The organism is Streptomyces sp. ATLC9 (assembly GCF_057196705.1).
In genome coordinates this window covers 1-15,930 of sequence record NZ_JBXUOY010000107.1, presented here as the reverse complement: position 1 = coordinate 15,930, position 15,930 = coordinate 1, and the positions used below count along the sequence as shown (strand labels likewise).

Annotated in this window: 13 protein-coding genes; 11 read left to right on the top strand and 2 right to left on the bottom strand. The window is 74.6% G+C overall.

Features of this window, described 5'->3' with window-relative positions; all coding sequences use genetic code 11:
- Positions 1-168: 168 nt before the first annotated feature.
- The gene (locus AC2CJA_RS13595) at positions 169-2,265 is read left to right on the top strand and encodes a HelD family protein (RefSeq protein WP_484602956.1); all 2,097 of its coding nucleotides are present in this window, start codon (positions 169-171) and stop codon (positions 2,263-2,265) included.
- Positions 2,266-2,305: 40 nt separating this feature from the next.
- Here AC2CJA_RS13595 and AC2CJA_RS13590 read toward each other — a convergent pair whose 3' ends face one another.
- A complete protein-coding gene (locus AC2CJA_RS13590) occupies positions 2,306-2,830 on the bottom strand; it encodes a DUF397 domain-containing protein (protein ID WP_484602955.1) in 525 nt (174 codons plus the stop codon).
- Positions 2,831-3,442: 612 nt separating this feature from the next.
- Here AC2CJA_RS13590 and AC2CJA_RS13585 point away from each other — a divergent pair.
- The 7 genes from AC2CJA_RS13585 to AC2CJA_RS13555 all read left to right on the top strand — a co-directional run bounded on the left by AC2CJA_RS13585 (position 3,443) and on the right by AC2CJA_RS13555 (position 12,481).
- Complete coding sequence (locus AC2CJA_RS13585; protein WP_484602954.1) at positions 3,443-4,069, top strand: LysE family translocator; 627 nt, start codon at positions 3,443-3,445, stop codon at positions 4,067-4,069.
- A gap of 174 nt (positions 4,070-4,243) precedes the next feature.
- Positions 4,244-5,251: a helix-turn-helix transcriptional regulator gene (locus AC2CJA_RS13580; RefSeq protein ID WP_484602953.1), complete on the top strand. Its 1,008-nt coding sequence runs from the start codon at positions 4,244-4,246 to the stop codon at positions 5,249-5,251.
- Between the two features lie 213 nt (positions 5,252-5,464).
- Positions 5,465-6,661 carry an argininosuccinate synthase domain-containing protein gene (locus AC2CJA_RS13575; protein ID WP_484602952.1) on the top strand — a complete coding sequence of 399 codons (1,197 nt, stop codon included), beginning with the start codon at positions 5,465-5,467 and terminating at the stop codon, positions 6,659-6,661.
- Between the two features lie 70 nt (positions 6,662-6,731).
- Positions 6,732-7,715 carry an aldo/keto reductase gene (locus tag AC2CJA_RS13570; RefSeq protein WP_484602951.1) on the top strand — a complete coding sequence of 328 codons (984 nt, stop codon included), beginning with the start codon at positions 6,732-6,734 and terminating at the stop codon, positions 7,713-7,715.
- Positions 7,712-8,449, top strand: coding sequence for a sulfotransferase-like domain-containing protein (locus AC2CJA_RS13565; protein WP_484602950.1), 738 nt, complete (start codon positions 7,712-7,714; stop codon positions 8,447-8,449). Before AC2CJA_RS13570 ends, AC2CJA_RS13565 begins: the two co-directional genes overlap by 4 nt.
- A 111-nt stretch (positions 8,450-8,560) precedes the next feature.
- Entirely contained in the window at positions 8,561-11,650 is a 3,090-nt protein-coding gene (locus AC2CJA_RS13560) for a non-ribosomal peptide synthetase (protein ID WP_484602949.1), read from the top strand.
- A 303-nt stretch (positions 11,651-11,953) separates the two neighbouring features.
- Positions 11,954-12,481, top strand: a complete 528-nt coding sequence (locus AC2CJA_RS13555) for a DoxX family protein (RefSeq protein ID WP_484602948.1) — start codon at positions 11,954-11,956, stop codon at positions 12,479-12,481.
- A gap of 32 nt (positions 12,482-12,513) precedes the next feature.
- On the opposite strand, the gene AC2CJA_RS13550 is transcribed toward AC2CJA_RS13555, so the two are convergent.
- Positions 12,514-13,215 (bottom strand): copper homeostasis protein CutC, encoded by a 702-nt coding sequence (locus AC2CJA_RS13550; protein ID WP_484602947.1) that lies wholly within the window; start codon positions 13,213-13,215, stop codon positions 12,514-12,516.
- A gap of 58 nt (positions 13,216-13,273) precedes the next feature.
- Between AC2CJA_RS13550 and AC2CJA_RS13545 the strand changes: the two genes are divergently transcribed.
- The 3 genes from AC2CJA_RS13545 to AC2CJA_RS13535 all read left to right on the top strand — a co-directional run.
- Positions 13,274-13,963 carry an HD domain-containing protein gene (locus tag AC2CJA_RS13545; RefSeq protein WP_484602946.1) on the top strand — a complete coding sequence of 230 codons (690 nt, stop codon included), beginning with the start codon at positions 13,274-13,276 and terminating at the stop codon, positions 13,961-13,963.
- A 20-nt stretch (positions 13,964-13,983) separates the two neighbouring features.
- Positions 13,984-14,547: a TIGR03086 family metal-binding protein gene (locus tag AC2CJA_RS13540; protein ID WP_484602945.1), complete on the top strand. Its 564-nt coding sequence runs from the start codon at positions 13,984-13,986 to the stop codon at positions 14,545-14,547.
- A gap of 172 nt (positions 14,548-14,719) precedes the next feature.
- Positions 14,720-15,930 (top strand): Cmx/CmrA family chloramphenicol efflux MFS transporter (locus AC2CJA_RS13535; protein ID WP_484602944.1); only part of this gene is annotated, 1,211 nt, incomplete at its 3' end.

The following is a 15,930-nucleotide window of genomic DNA, read 5'->3' as shown; positions in this document are numbered from 1 at the left end:
GCGCTCCCGGCGGCAGCGCTCCCGGCGGCTCCCGCCGGCCCGCAGCCCACCGGCGTACGCGGTCCCTCTCCGACCCCGTCGTCCACCGCACCCGGCGTGCGGCGCGGCCGCACGCCCGAGCGGCTCGCCGTACCGCCGCCGTGCGCGCTTTCCGCAGGAGGCCGCAACATGCCCGCCACCCCCGACGCGCTCGATCCGCTCGAACGCGAACGCGCCCACCTGGCCGCCTCGCGCACCGCGCTGCGCGCCATGCGCCACGACGTCGAGTCGCTCGACATCAGAGACGTCACCGCCAACTGGGTGAACGCCGAGGTGCTCCAGCGCCAGATCGACTCCCGGGTCGAGGCCCTCGCCGATCTCGCCGGCACCCCGCTGTTCTTCGGCCGCCTGGACTACGCGGGCTCCCCGCCGTCCCCCGCGGCCCCGGAGCGGGGCGATCCCGCGGCGGCCCGGTACTACATCGGCCGCCGCCACGTCCACGACGCCGACGGCGACCCGATGGTCATCGACTGGCGCGCCCCCGTCTCCCAGCCCTTCTACCGCGCCTCGAAGAAGGACCCGCAGGGTGTCGACCTGCGCCGCCGCTTCGGCTACACCGGCGGCGAGCTGACCGCGTACGAGGACGAGCGCCTGTCCGACCCGGACGGGGCCGAGAAGGCCGGCGCCCTGCTCAGACGCGAGATCGAGCGCCCGCGCGTCGGCCCGATGCGCGACATCGTCGCCACCATCCAGCCCGAGCAGGACGAGATCGTCCGCACCGGCGCCGACGGCACCGTGTGCGTCCAGGGCGCGCCGGGCACCGGCAAGACGGCCGTCGGCCTGCACCGCGTGGCCTATCTGCTCTACGCGCACCGCGAGCGCCTGGCCCGCACCGGGACGCTGGTCATCGGCCCCAACCGGTCCTTCCTGCGCTACATCGAGCAGGTCCTGCCGGCGCTGGGCGAGCTGGCGGTGCGGCAGACGACCGTGGAGGACCTGGTCACCGGGACGACGGGCGTGGAGGTGCGCGGCACCGACGATCCGGAGGCCGCCCGGATCAAGGGCGGCGCCCGCATGGCCGAGGTGCTGCGCCGCGCGGTCCGCTCGGGCGTGACGATGCCGGCCGAGCCGTGCGTCGTCGTCCGCGGCTCGCGCCGCTGGCGCGTCCCGGCGTACGAGCTGGAGGAGATCGTCCGCGAGCTGCTGGAACGCGGCATCCGCCACGGCGCCGCCCGCGAGGCCCTGCCGCAGCGCGTCGCGCACGCCGTGCTGACGCGCATGGAGCGCTCGGGCGAGGCCCCCGACGACCGGGTGCAGGACGCGGTGGCGCGCGACGCGGCGGTGAAGGCACTGGTCAAGGCCGTGTGGCCAAAGGTCGATCCGGCGAGGCTGGTGCTGCGGCTGCTGTCGGACGACGGCTTCCTGGCCGAGTGCTCCGATGGCGTCCTCACCGACGAGGAGCGCAAGGCGGTCCTGTGGACGAAGCCGCCGCGCGGGGTGCGGTCGGCGAAGTGGTCGGCCGCCGACGCCGTACTGATCGACGAAGCCGCCGACCTGGTGCGGCGCACCCCCTCGCTCGGCCACGTCGTCCTGGACGAGGCGCAGGACCTCTCCCCCATGCAGTACCGGGCGGTGGGCCGCCGCTGCACCACCGGATCGGCGACGGTGCTGGGCGACCTGGCGCAGGGCACCACGCCGTGGGCGACCGCGAGCTGGGCCGAGGCCCTGTCCCACCTGGGCAAGCCGGACGCGGCGGTGGAGGAGCTGACCCGGGGCTTCCGTGTGCCGCGCGAGGTCATCGCCTACGCCTCCCGGCTGCTGCCGCACATCGCGCCGGGCCTGTCCGAGGCGACCTCGATCCGCGACGCGGCGGGCTCCCTGCGGGTACGGGCGGTGGCGGTGGAGGAGCTGGACGGCGCGGTGGTGGACGCCTGCCGCGAGGCGCTGGAGCGGGAGGGCTCGATCGGCCTGATCGCCGCCGACGCCCGCGTACCCGCCCTGGCCGCGGCTCTGGACGCCGCCGGCCTCCCCCACCTCGCCCCGGGGACGGAGACGGACGCCGGCGCCCGTCTCACCCTCGTCCCGGCGGCCCTGGCCAAGGGCCTGGAGTACGACCACGTGGTCCTGGACGAGCCGGCCGCCGTCGTCGACGGCGAACCGGACGAGCGCACCGGCCTGCGCCGTCTGTACGTCTGCCTCACCCGCGCGGTCTCCGGCCTCACGGTCGTCCACGCGGCTCCCCTGCCCGAGCCCCTGGGCGGCGGGGGCGAGAGGGGTGATGCCTGACGGCGAGACGGACGGTAGGCCGCTCGGGCGGCCGCGCCCGTCAGCGCGGGCGCCCGAGCGTCTCGGTGAACGCCGCCCATCCGGCGGCCGGAAAGACCAGCACGGGACCCTCGGGGGCCTTGCTGTCGCGGACAGGTATGACGCCGGGGAAGCCGTCGGCAACCTCGACGCAGCTTCCGCCCTCGGCGTTGCTGTGGGACGACTTGCGCCAGACGGCCGTGCTCAGGTCGTGTGCGGTCAACGGCGCGTACTCGCTGATCTCCGTCGCCATCTGTTCCAGCTCCGCCGCGTCGGCGAAGTAGTCCGGGTACTTGTTCTCCCGGGCCAGTCGGCACAGGCGTTGCAGGTGTTCGCCGGTGCCGAGGATCTCGTCGAACAGCTTGGAGGTGTCCGGCTGCGGGCGGCGCACGGCCGTCTCGAACTGGCCGGCGTAGGTGCCCGAGCAGAAGGCGCGCTCGCCGAGCTGGGACTGGGTGAGCCCGGCCGCCTCGCGCAGACGGCGCAGTTCCGCGCCGTAGAAGGTCTTGGGCGAGGCGTACGGGTCGAGTTGCCCGGGCTCGGTCATGGCGGGCTCCCCCTGTCGCGGAACGGCCGCGTCGGCCGCGTCGGTCACGGTGGCCGAACTCCCGCCAGCGTAGACACACACAGTGACAGCCGGAGTCTTTCCGTAATCGTCACACGATCACACGAACCCTCGCCGTGTCGCCCAACCGGGTGTCGGGACCGGCGATTTCACCGATTTCAGGAGCGGTCCGGGGCGGTAATGGTGTGACTCCCCCTCACACCCCTGTGCATGTCTCCTGGAGGAAACCACGCGCGTCCCCCGTCTCCTCACCACCGCCCTGCTGGCCCTGGCAACGGCGTTCGCCGTACCGGCCGCCCCCCGCGTCCGCCGCCGGGAACGCCGCGCCGAACGCCGAGGTCGTCGTCGTGGGCTACCCGCACCTCTACAAGGAGGGCGGCTTCTGCCTGAGCATGGGCTCGGGCAAGCGCGCGGCGATCAACGACGGCTCGGACGTGCTCAACCAGGTGATCTCCGGCCGCGCCGCCGGGTTCTCCTTCGCGGGCACCCGTTCCGCCGACAGGGGGGCGGAATCCAGCCGACGGACCGGTACCGGTTGCGCGCGGTGGCCCGGCTGTCTAGGTTCCGAACGGTCGGCCGGATCAGAGGGGGAACATGTTCGGGTTAGGACTGGCGTCCTACACGGTTTTCGTCATGGCGGTGCTGGTCATCTGCGTCACTCCCGGCCCCGACATGGTCTACGTCCTCACCCACGGCATCAGCCAGGGCACCAGGGCGGGCCTGCTGGCGTCGCTCGGCATGTCGGCCGGTATGGCCTGCCACACCCTCGCGGTCGCGCTGGGGCTGGCCACCCTCGTCCAGTCCTCGGAGACGGCCTACCAGGTGCTCCGCTACGCCGGGGCCGTGTACCTGCTCTACCTGGCCTGGCACACGCTGCGGGACTCCTCGGGGACCACCTTCGACGGAGAGCACACGGCCGCGCCACCGATGACGGTCTTCCGCAGGGCCACCATCGTCAACCTGCTCAACCCGAAGATCGTCATCTTCTACCTCGCCTTCCTGCCGCAGTTCGTCACGCCCTCCGCCGGAAGTCCCGCCCTCCAACTCCTTCTGCTGGGTGTGACGTTCACGGTGATCGGACTTCTGGTCGACTGTGTGATCGCGCTGCTCTCGGGCCGGATCGGGGAGCGGCTGCGCAAGCGGCCCGGCTCGGGCACCTGGCTGAACCGCCTGGCGGGCGTCGTCTTCCTCGGCCTCGCCGCCAGGGTCGCCATCGCCTGACCGACCCCTCTCCGACCCGCCGTTCCCGACCGGCCACCCCACGGGCGCGCCGGGCACGGTACGGGGCGGAGGGGGACGAGGACCTGGAAGCTGGAAGAGCGCCACATGTGCACCGTCACGACCTGTACGGCAGACAGCACGACCGGAGCCGGGCACGGAACCACGGCCGGGCCCGTGGCCGACGCAGTGGCCGGGCCCGTGGGCGGCCACCCGGGGTCCGACATCTGCGACAAGGGCGACGCCTTCTACCGTCAGGCGCTGACCCGGGGCAGCGCGCCCGCCGGGCAGGCACCCGGCTGCCTGCTGGAACTGGGGCTGCTGCGCCGGTCGCCGGAGTCCCCCGGGACGCTGGTGCCGGTGCCGCCGGACATCGCCGCCGCCGGGCTCGCGCGCCCGATCGAGCGGGCCATCCTGGAGCAGGAGCAGGCCCTGCGGTCGGTCCGGTCGGTGCTGGCCCGCGCGGAGGCGGCGTACCGGCAGATCGGCCGGGAGGTCAACCGCACCGCGGACCTGCTGCTCGGCGAGGAGGCCGTCGACCGGGCCCTGCGCCGGGCCGCCCGGTCCTGCGGAAGCGATGTGATGACCGCCCAGCCGGGCGGCGGCCTGAGTGAGGAGACGCTGGCCCGCACCCTGCCGGAGGCGCTGGACCTGTGCTCCAGAGGGGTGCGGCAGCGGGTGCTGCACCAGCACACCGTGCGCTCCCACGGCCCGACGCTCGCCTACACCGAGAAGATCACCGCGGCCGGCGCCGAGGTGCGCACCCTGGCCGAGGCGTTCAGCCAGGTCACCGTCTTCGACGGCGCCGTCGCCTTCATACCCGCCGCGCAGGAGCACCAGCCGGCGGCCCTGTCCGTGCGCCACCCCGCGATCGTGCGCTATCTGGTGAACGCCTTCGACTGCGCGTGGGACCGGGCCGAGCCCGTGTTCCGGGGCACGGACCGGTGGCAGCCGCACGCGTTCACCTCCCAGACCCGGCGGGCCGTACTGCGCCTGATGGTGGAGGGGCACACCGACAAGGCGATCGGGAACCGGCTGGGTGTGAGCCCCCGCACCGTGGCCAACCACATCAAGTGGGCCGCCGACCACTTCAGGGCCGGCAGCCGGGCCCAGCTGGGTTATCTGCTCGCCCGGTCCGGGCTTCTGGACTCCCCGCGGCCGGACGGGCGCTCCCGGTTCGGCTGAACGGCGTGCTCCCCGAGCCGCGGCGCGGGATGCCGGGCGGCTCCGGGTTGGCCCGGTTTCCGCCCATGTACAACGCCTTCAGGTTTACGCATTGCAGCATCATGACCCGCGGTGCTCACTTCCCCCCGCCCGCGCGGGTTGGACAGCATGTCCCCCGTACCGCACAGCCCGGCGCGAACACCGGAGCGCAGGCGCATCTCCCCTGGAGGATGGGTGGACCTCTCGCTGTCCGAACTGAAGCGGCGGAAGATCGGAGTCTGTCTCTCCGGAGGGCTTTCCTCCCTCGCGCTGGCTTCCTGGCTGCACGGCGGCGGATACGACGTGGAGGCGTTCGTCCTCGACATCGGCCAGTGCCCGGGGAAGGGCTTCCGCGAGTTCACCGGCGCGGTGCGCGCGGCCGGCATACCGGTGCGCGAGGTGGACGCCCGCCGCCCCATGGCCGACGCGGCGCTCGACGTCGTCGCCTTCCAGGCCCACTACGACGGGGGCTACTGGAACACCACGGGCCTGTCCCGGGCCGTCATCGTCGAGCGCGTGGTGCCCGAGCTGCGCCGGTCCGGCGCCGGCGTACTGGCGCACGGCTGCGTCGGCGGCGGCAACGACCAGCGCCGTTTCGAGCGCTACGGCGCGCACTTCGCGCCGGACCTCGCGGTCTTCGCCCCCTGGCGCGACCCGGAGGTGCTGGCCGCCCTGCCCGACCGGGAGGCGATGGCCCGCCATGTCGCCTCGGCGGGCCTGGTGTGCATGCCGGGCAACACCGCGGAGCACTCCGTCGACGGCAATCTCGCGGGCACCTCCCACGAGGACGCCGGCCTGGAGGACCTGGGCACCACGGCGGCGGGTCTGGAACGGCTGATGGGCGCCTCTCCCCGGCAGGCGCCGGACCGGGTGGAGACGGTCTCCGTCACCGTCGAGCACGGCCGCCCGGTGGCCCTCGACGGCCGCCGCCTGCCGCCGGAGGAGCTGCTGGAGCTGGCCAACACCGTCGGCGGGCGGAACGGGCTGGGCCTGACCGACGTGGTGGAGCACCGCATCAACGGCACCAAGTGCCGCGGTGTGTACGAGGCGCCGGGCATGGAGCTGCTGTCGCACGCGGTACGCGCCGCCCACGAGACGGTCACCGACCGGGGCGCCGCGGACACCGCGCGGTTCCTCGCCCGGCAGCTCGCGGTCTGCGTCTACGAGGGGACGGCGCACGGCCGTACCGCCCGGGCGGCGCGGGCCGGGCTGGCCGAGATCGCCGGCCCGGCCGGCGCCACCGTCCGGCTCGACCTCTACAAGGGCGGCGTCATCGGGCGGGCGCTGCCAGAGATCGGCGGGGGCGCCGACGTCCTGCGGCAGCGCCGGTTCACCGGCGGAGGCGGCCACAACTGGGACTCGGCGCCCCTCGCCGGGCCCGCCTCCGGATGACCCGCGGGCGGCTTCCGCGCCTTCCCGCGCACTCGCTCACACCTGTCCACTCGCTCACAGGGGAACAGACATGCTTCAGCGCACATTCGGCCGGCTGGGCTGGCGGGTCGGGGAGATCGGCTACGGGATGTGGGGGGTCGGCGCCGGCCCCGGCGGCTGGCAGGGCGCGGACGACGAGACCAGTCTCGCCGCCCTCCAGCTCGCCGCGGACCTCGGCTGCGACGCGTTCGACACCGCGTGGATCTACGGCCGCGGGCACAGCGAGGTCCTGCTGGGGAAACTCCTCGCGGCCAATCCGGAAAAGGGGCTGAGGGCCTTCACCAAGATCCCCCCCAAGGACCGCAGGTTCCCCTCCACCAGGAAATCCGACGTCGGCGACGTGTTCCCCCACGACCACGTCATGGAGTACACCGAGAAGAGCCTGCGCAACCTCGGCGTCCCCCGCGTGGACCTGATGCAGTTCCACGTGTGGGAGGACCACTGGGCGCGGGACGAGCGCTGGCTGGCCACCGTGGAGGCGCTGCGGTCCTCGGGCATGGTCGACGGGATCGGCATCAGCATCAACCGCTGGGAGCCCTGGAACGCGACGGAGGTCCTGCGGACCGGCCTGATCGACGCCGTCCAGGTCATCTACAACATCTTCGACCAGGCCCCCGAGGACGAACTCTTCCCGCTCTGCCGGGAGCTGGGCATCGGCGTCATCGCCCGCGTCCCGTTCGACGAGGGCACCCTGACCGGGACGCTGACGAAGGACACCACCTGGCCCGAGGGCGACTGGCGGGCCTCCTACTTCGTGCCCGAGAACCTGAACGCCAGCGTGGACCGCGCGGAGGCGCTGAAGGAAATCGTCCCCGACGGCATGACGCTGCCCGAACTGGCCCTGCGTTTCATCCTGCACAACGACGACGTGCACACCGTGATCCCCGGCATGCGCCGCCCCGGGCACGTCTCCGCCAACATCGAGGTCAGCGACGGCCGCCGGCTGCCCGAGGAGCTGATGCGCGAGCTGCGCGCCCACCGCTGGGACCGGGAGCCGACGGAGTGGTCGCAGTGAGCGCCCCCGCGGGGCCGGCGGTGCTGGCCCTGTGGTCCCCGCCGCGGTCCATGTCGACGGCCTTCTTCCGGATGATGGTGCAGCGCGGCGACTTCCGCGCCTACCACGAGCCGTTCTCCGAACTGGCCGCCGGGCACGGTGTCGAGGCCGGCGGACGGCGCCTGGCCACGCCGCAGGAGGTGCTGCGGGCGTTCACGGAGGAGTCGGCGCGGACGCCGGTGTTCTTCAAGGACACCACCGAGTACCCGCACGCCCGCCTCTTCGACTCACTGCCGCTGGCCGAGGCCGTCACGCACACCTTCATCGTCCGCGACCCGCGGCGCGCCATCGAGTCGCACTACGCGGTGAATCCCGGGGTGAAGCTCCCGGAGATCGGTTTCGAGCACCAGTACGAGATATTCGACCGGGTCCGCGGGGAGACGGGGCGCGCTCCCGTCGTGGTCGACGCCGACGTCCTCGTCGAGCGCCCGGACGACACCGTCCGCGCCTACTGCGAGGCCGTCGGCATCCCCTACGACGAGCGGGCTCTGTCCTGGCAGTCGGGGGAGCGCTCCGAGTGGAGCCGCACCAGCCGGTGGCACAGGGACGTCGCCCGCAGCTCCGGCTTCCGGCAGAGCGACCGGCGCCACGCCGTCACGGTCGACGACAGCCCGGTGCTGGCCGGCCACCTCCGGCACCATCTGCCCTTCTACGAGGAGCTGCGCTCCCACGCCCTCGTCCTGCCCGCCGTCTGAGGGCCCGCACGGCCCTCACCCCCCACTCGCACCGCCCGTACCGCAGAGCAGTCCCGGAAACGCCTGGAAACGCCTGGAAACGCCTGGAACCACACTCGATTGGGGTCCACGATGCCAGCCAGCACGTCCTCGCCCGCGCTGCCCGATCCCAACGGACGCCGCGTGCCGTACCCGCGGGGCACCGCGACGACCCTGCACCTGATCGAGGAGCAGGCCCGTGCCACCCCCGACGCCGACGCGCTGCACTACGGCGGCGCGACGCTGAGCTACCGGGAACTGGACCGCGGGGCCAACTCCCTGGCCGCGATGCTCGTGGACCACGGGGCGCGCCGGGACACCCTGCTCCCCCTGCTGGTGAGCGACGGGATGGAACTCCCGCTCGCGATGGTCGCGGCGATGAAGGCCGGGGTCCCCTTCATCCCCTTCGACCCGGGCTGGCCCCGGGAGCGGATCGGCTCGCTGCTGCGGGGCCTGGGCACCGACATCGCCGTCATCTCCCCGCGCACCCCGGCCCCGGCGGCCGGCTGCGCCCGCGCGCTGGTGGCCGACCACCGGAAGCTGGACGGCGCCGACGCCGCCCCCGCCGGCGGGCGACCCGGCCGCACCGACCTCGCCTACGGCTTCTTCACCTCGGGCACCACGGGCCTGCCCAAGTGCACGCTCAACGTGCACCGCGGTCTGCTCAACCGGTTCCTCCACATGACCCGCAGGTTCGGCGCCGGGCACGTGGCGCTCCAGAACAGCCGGTCGGTCTTCGACTCGTCGCTGTGGCAGCTGCTGTGGCCGCTGACCATGGGCGGCAGCGTCGTCATGCCGCGCCGCGACGGGCTGCTCGACCTGGAGCGCACCGTCGACCAGATCGGCCGACACGGGGTGACGATCACCGACTTCGTACCGTCGATCTTCACCGTGCTCGTCGACCTGCTCGCCTCGGACCCGGCGCTGGTGCGGGCGGCCGGCTCCCTGCGGCACGTCCTGCTGGGAGGCGAGGCGATCAACGTGGAGGCGGTCCGCAGGTTCCACGGGCTGCTGCCCGGCACGGCGATCACCAACACCTACGGCCCCACCGAGGCGTCGATCGGCAGTGTCTTCCACACCGTCACCGCGGACGCCGGCCGTGACGGCGGCACCGGCGTCGAGATACCCGTCGGCCGCCCCATCGACAACACCTCGGCGGTGGTCGTGGACTCCTCGATGCGGCGTCTGGGCACGGGCGAGACCGGCGAGATCCTCATCGGCGGCGACTGCCTGGGGCTGGGCTACCTCGGCGACCCGGAGCGGACCGGGGCGGCGTTCGTGCCCAACCCCTTCCCCGACATCCCCGGCGACCGCCTCTACCGCACCGGCGACCTCGGCCACTACCGGGCCGACGGCTGCCTGTACTTCGTGGGCCGGCGCGACGACCAGCTCAAGGTGCGCGGGGTGCGGATCGAACCGGCGGAGGTCGAGCGGGCGCTGCTGACGCTGCCGGGGGTCCAGGACGTGCGGGTCGTGCTGCGGGGCGAGGCGGACGGTCAGACCCTGGTCGCGGCCGTGGTCGCCCGCGAGGACCTCGACCTCGCGGACACCAGGGCGCGGGCCGGGAGGTTACTCCCCGCCGAGCTGGTACCCGACCGGTTCGTGCGGATCCAGAGCATGCCCCTGTCCCCCAACGGCAAGGCCGACCGCCGGGCCCTGGCGCGGCTGCTGGACGGGTCGGACGGGGTGGAACAGGCCGCGGCGGAACGGGCCGCGGCACCCGGGAGCGGCGGCGCCGGGGACGGGCCGGCTCCCGGGGACGACCCGGAAGGAGCGGTCCGCTCGCTGTGGGCCGAGCTCCTGGGCGTCACCCCCGGCCCGGGGGACGGCTTCTTCGAGATCGGCGGCACCTCCCTCGGCGCACAGCGGCTCGTGCTGCGCCTGCGCGACCTGTTCGGCCTGCGCCTGTCGGTGCGGGACATCGCCGAGGCGCCGACCGTCGCCGCCCAGGTCCGTCTGATCGCCCGGGGCGGCCCGGAGGCCGGGGAGGCGGCCGTCCACCGGGAGATGCTGGCCGACGCCGCCGCTCCGGAACCGGCCCGTCCGGCGGCCGTACCGTCCCCGCGGTCCGCGGCCGTCGCCCCGCCCCGGCACATCCTCCTCACCGGCGGCACCGGCTTCATCGGCATCCATCTGCTGGACGAGCTGCTGCGGTCCACGACCGCCACCGTCGCCTGTCTGGTCAACGCCGGGGACGAGGCGGCCGCCCGCGCCCGGCTCGACGCCCGCGCCCGCCACTACGGCCTGCCCGTCGGCGTCGGCGACGGCCGGGTCCGGGTCGTGCGCGGCGACCTCGGCGCCGAGGGGTTCGGGCTGTCCGGTTCCGGATTCCGGGAGCTGGCCGAGTGGACGGACACGATCGTGCACGCGGGCGCGGAGGTGAACCTCGTCTACCCCTACCGGCGTCTACGCGCGGTGAACGTGCTCGGCACCCGCGAGGTGGTCCGGCTCGCCCGCACCGGCCCCGGGCCGGCCCGCCCCGTGCACCACCTGTCGACGCTCGGCATCCTGCCCCGCGCGTCCCACGGCGGCCCGGTGCCCGGTGAGGACGCCTTCCCCGCGGCCGAGGAGGTGCCGGGCGACGGCTACAGCCGGAGCAAGTGGGTCGCCGAGGCGCTGCTGCGCGAGGCCCGGCGGCGGTACGGCCTCCCGGTGAGCCTGTACCGCATGGGCGAGGTGATGCCGCACTCGCGCACCGGCGTCCTCAGCCACGGCGGCAGCCTCGCCGAGTTCGTCCTGACGGCGTGCGCGGAACTCGGCGTCCGCTTCGAGACCGGCGCGCGGGGCGACTTCACCCCGGTGGACAACGTCAGCCGGTTCATCTCGGCGGCGGTGCGCGAGCGGTGTCTGGGCGAGACCTTCCACGTGGTGCAGCGGGAGCCGACCCGGCTGGACGACCTCATGGGGCGCTTCGGCCCGGCGCACGACCCGCGGCACGTGACGTACCGCGAGTTCCGCGAACTGGTCGCGGCGCGGAGCTCCCCCTCGCTCCAGCGGCTGGCCATGGTCCTGCCCGATCCGGACGACGGGCCGGGGGACCTGGGCGGGCTCTTCCGGGACGTACCGTCGCCGGACTTCAGCCGCAACTGCCACAGGTGGGTCCGGTCGCTGGACGTCGAGTGGCTGGGCACCGGGCGGGCGGCGACCGGGCGGCCGGGCGGGAGCGGTCCGGCCGCGGAGTGAGGCGGCCGGGCGACGGGCCTCCGGGCGGAACGGGTGGAACGGGCGGCCGGGCGGAACCGGACGGTGCGGGCCCGCCAGGGCCGAACGTCCCGGCTCCCGGGGCCGGCCGGGCGGCGGAGGGGCGACCTGCGGCCCCGGCACCGGGGGACCTTCACCACGCCCCGCGGGAGCGGCCCGGTGGAAGAGTACGGGTGGGCGCCGAGGCAGCCGGAAAGCGGCACGGCGCGGCAAGGCACGGCGGACGTCCCGTCCGCGACCCCGCTCGTCCGCTTCCCCCCTCTCCCCGTCCTCCGGAGGTCGACCATGTTCGGAACGCTCATGCTCCTCATCGGCCCGGCACTGGGTTTCCGGCTGCTCGGCGCACTGGGCGTCGGCCGGTTCTCGACGTGGCGGATCGCGGCCGCGCACGGCCTGGCGGTCATGCTGACGTTCACCGCCGCCACGCACTTCATCAGCTCGGGCGCCACCCCGATGCCCGGTCACGGGGACATGGCGGCCATGGTCCCGCCGTTCGTGCCGTGGGCTCACACCATGGTCCACCTGACCGGTGTGCTGGAGCTTCTCGGCGCCCTGGGCCTCGTCCTGGCCGCGACCCGCCCGGCGGCCGGATTCGGTCTGGCCGTGCTCTTCTCGCTGATGCTCCCGGCCAACGTCCACGCCGCGGTCGAGGGTGTCGTGTTCAACGGCGGCGCGGCCACGCCCCTGTGGTTCAGGGTCCCCCTGCAGGCGCTCTTCATCGCCGTCGCGCTGTGGGCGGCCGTCGACGACCGCGGCCCGGTCCGGCGGCTGCCGGAGGCCGCGGTGGTACGGAGCCCCGCCCTGCAGCGGTGAACCCGGCGCGGTGGTGGCCGGGGCCCGCCCGGTCAGCCGTCCAGCGTCTCGCGCCAGGTGCGCACCGCGTCCGGGGAGACCGGGGTGTCCCAGCCGCCGAGGCGGGCCGCGCCGCCGATGTGGAAGGCGGTCACGCCCGCCGCGCGCAGGGCCGGGACGTGGCCGAGACCCAGGCCGCCGCCGGCCATCAGCAGCGGGAGGTAGCCGGGCTCCCCGGCTGCCGTGCGGGCCGCCTCGGCGCACAGGACGGCCAGGCCCGCCGTCACGCCGTCCGCCGAGCCCGCGGTGAGGTAGGCGTCCAGGCCAGGGTGTCCGTCGAGCCGCTTGCGCAGCCCGGCGCGGTCGGCGCAGTGGTCGATGGCGCGGTGGAAGGTCCAGCGGCAGCCGGGGACGGCGTCGAGGAGCGCGCCGATCGCGGCGAGGTCGGGCTGCCCGGTCTCGTCGAGGAAGCCGAGCACGAACTCCTCCGCGCCCTCCTCGCGCAGGCCGCGCGCCCGCTCGCGCAGTTCCTCCAGCGCCGCCTCGCCGCCCGCCGCGAATCCGCCCGCCGCGCGCAGCATCACCCGCACCGGCAGACCGGTGGCGCCGCGGACGGCGGCGAAGGTCTCCCGGGCGGGTGTGAGGCCGTCCGCGGCCATGTCGCCGACCAGTTCGAGGCGGTCCGCCCCGCCGGTCTGCGCGGCGATCGCGTCCTGGGCGTCGAGAGCGATCACTTCGAGGATTGGTCTAGACATATAGCGGAGCCTGCCACATCGCGGGACACACCGTGAAGACGGGGCACACAATTGCGCCATGGCCATGCAGAAGAACCGCCATCCGGCCCACGACGGGCTGCGCGAGCGCTGGACCCGGACCTTCCTCGCCCTGCGCCGCCCGGAGGCGGAACTTCCCGCCGGCACCCCCTCCCCGTACGCCTACGCCGACGACCTCCTGGCGCGCTGGGCCGAGCCCCACCGCCGCTACCACACCACCGATCACCTGGTCGCCGTCCTGGACCGGATCGGCCTGCTCTCCGCGCACTGCTCCGGCCCCGAGGAGGTCGCCACCGTCTCGCTGGCGGCCTGGTTCCACGACGCGGTGCACCTCCCGGACCGCTCCACCAACGAGGAGCGCAGCGCCCGCCTGGCCGAGCGCGCCCTGTCCGAGGCGGGCGTCCCCTCCGCACCGGCCGCCGAGGTGGCCCGGCTGGTCCGCCTCACCGCCGGCCACGATCCGGCCCCCGGCGACACGGGCGGCGAGGTGCTCTGCGACGCCGATCTCGCGGTGCTGGCCGGATCACCGCGGGGGTACGCGGCCTACGCCGCCGCCGTCCGCGAGGAGTACGGCTTCGTCCCCGACGACGCCTTCCGCGCCGGGCGCGCCGATGTCCTGCGCCGTCTGCTGGACCTGCCCGCGCTGTTCCACACCCGCCACGGCCGGGAGCACTGGGAGCGCACCGCCCGCCGCAACCTGGCCGCGGAGCTCGACCTGCTCACCGCGTGAGCCGCGCCTAGGCTGGAGCGATGGAACGACTCGACGCCCTCGAGCGCGGATACGCGGAGTTCGGCCGGCGCGTCCACGCGGTGCGCGACGACCAGTGGGACAACCCCACTCCGTGCACCGAGTGGACCGTGCGCGACCTGGTCGGCCACCTGGTCGCCGAGCACCTGTGGGCGCCATGGCTGCTGCGGGGCGCGACGCTGGAGGAGGTGGGCGACCGGTTCGACGGCGACGTCCTCGGCGACGACCCGCGGGCCGCGTGGCGGCGCGCCGCCGAGGGGTCGCGGGCCGCTTTCCACCGCCCCGGCGCCCTGGACGAGGACGTGCACACCAGCGGCGGCCCGCGGCCGGCCGCCGACTACGCCCGCGAGATGATCACCGACCTCACCGTGCACGCGTGGGACCTGGCCCGCGGCATCGGCGCCGACGACCGGCTGGACGAGGAGCTGGCCCGGTACGTGTACGAGGCCGTGCGTCCCGTGGCGGACTCCCTGCGCGACACCGGACTGTTCGGTGAGCCGGTCGAGGCCGGCGAGGGCGCGGGGGCCCAGGACCGGCTGGTGGCGCTGCTCGGCCGCCACCCCTGATCCGCCCGGACGGCACGGCGCCGCCGGCGGCGGCGGCGGACCGGGCGACGTCGCGCGGCACCGGGCGGAACGGCGGCGCGGGCCGTCCGGCTCTCCGGCTCTCCGGCGAACGGGCCGACGGCAAGGCATCCGACCAGGAATGTTCTCCCCGGTGATGATGTTGGGCCCGAACATGCCAGCACTCGACACATCACCGTCCGAGGACGTCCCACCACGTGCGGGGCGCCCCCGTATGCCCCTGGCCGTCTACATCCTGGGTCTGTCCGTGTTCGCGCTCGGCACCTCGGAATTCATGATCGCCGGGCTGCTCCAGCCGATCGCCCGCGACATGTCGGTCACCATTCCGCAGGCCGGGCTGCTGGTGTCCGCCTTCGCGATCGGCATGGTGGTCGGCGCCCCGGTGCTGGCCGGCGCGACGCTGCGGCTGCCCCGCCGCACCACGCTGGTGTCGCTGCTGGCCGTCTTCGGGGCTGGCCAGGTGGCCGGGGCGCTCGCGCCGACGTACGAGGTGCTGTTCGCCTCGCGGGTGGTGAGCGCGCTGGCGTGCGCCGGATTCTGGGCGGTGGGCGCCGCCGTGGCCGTGTCGCTGGCCCCGGCGGGCGCGAAGGCGAAGGCGATGGCGGTGATGATCGGCGGGCTGAGCGTCGCCAACGTCCTGGGCGTGCCGGCCGGGGCGCTCCTGGGGCAGCACGCCGGCTGGCGGGCCGCCTTCTGGGCGGTGGCCCTCCTGGCGGCGGTCGCGGTGGCCGGGGTGCTGGCGCTGGTGCCGCCCACCCAGCCGCCCACCGGCGCGGACCGTCCCGTACTCCGCCGTGAACTGCGGATCTACCGCGACGGCCAGGTGTGGCTGGCGCTGGTGATCACCGCGCTCAACGCCGCCGCCACCTTCTGCCTCTTCTCCTACCTCTCCCCGCTGCTCACCGACACCGCCGGCCTGAGCGAGGGCTGGGTGCCGACCGTGCTGGCGCTGTACGGGGTCGGCGCGCTGACCGGCGCCGCGCTCGGCGGCCGGGTCCGCGACGCGCACCTGTTCGGCGCCATGTACGCCGGCCTGGCCGCCACCACCGCCGTACTGGCGCTGCTGGCGCTCACCGCGCACCTGCCGGCGGCGGCCGTCGGGCTGGCGCTGGGGCTGGGGGTGACCTCGTTCTTCACCGCCCCCGCCATCAACGCCCGGATGTTCGAGGTGGCGGGCGCCGCTCCCACCCTGGCGGGCGCGACGGCCACCTCGGCGTTCAACATCGGCAACACCCTCGGCCCCTGGATCGGCGGACTGGTGATCACCGCCGGCTGGGGCTACACCGGCGTCTCCTGGGTCAGCGCACTGCTGGCCGGCGCGGGGGTGGGCGGGAGGGTGGCCGCCGCGCGGTGGCACCGGCGCAC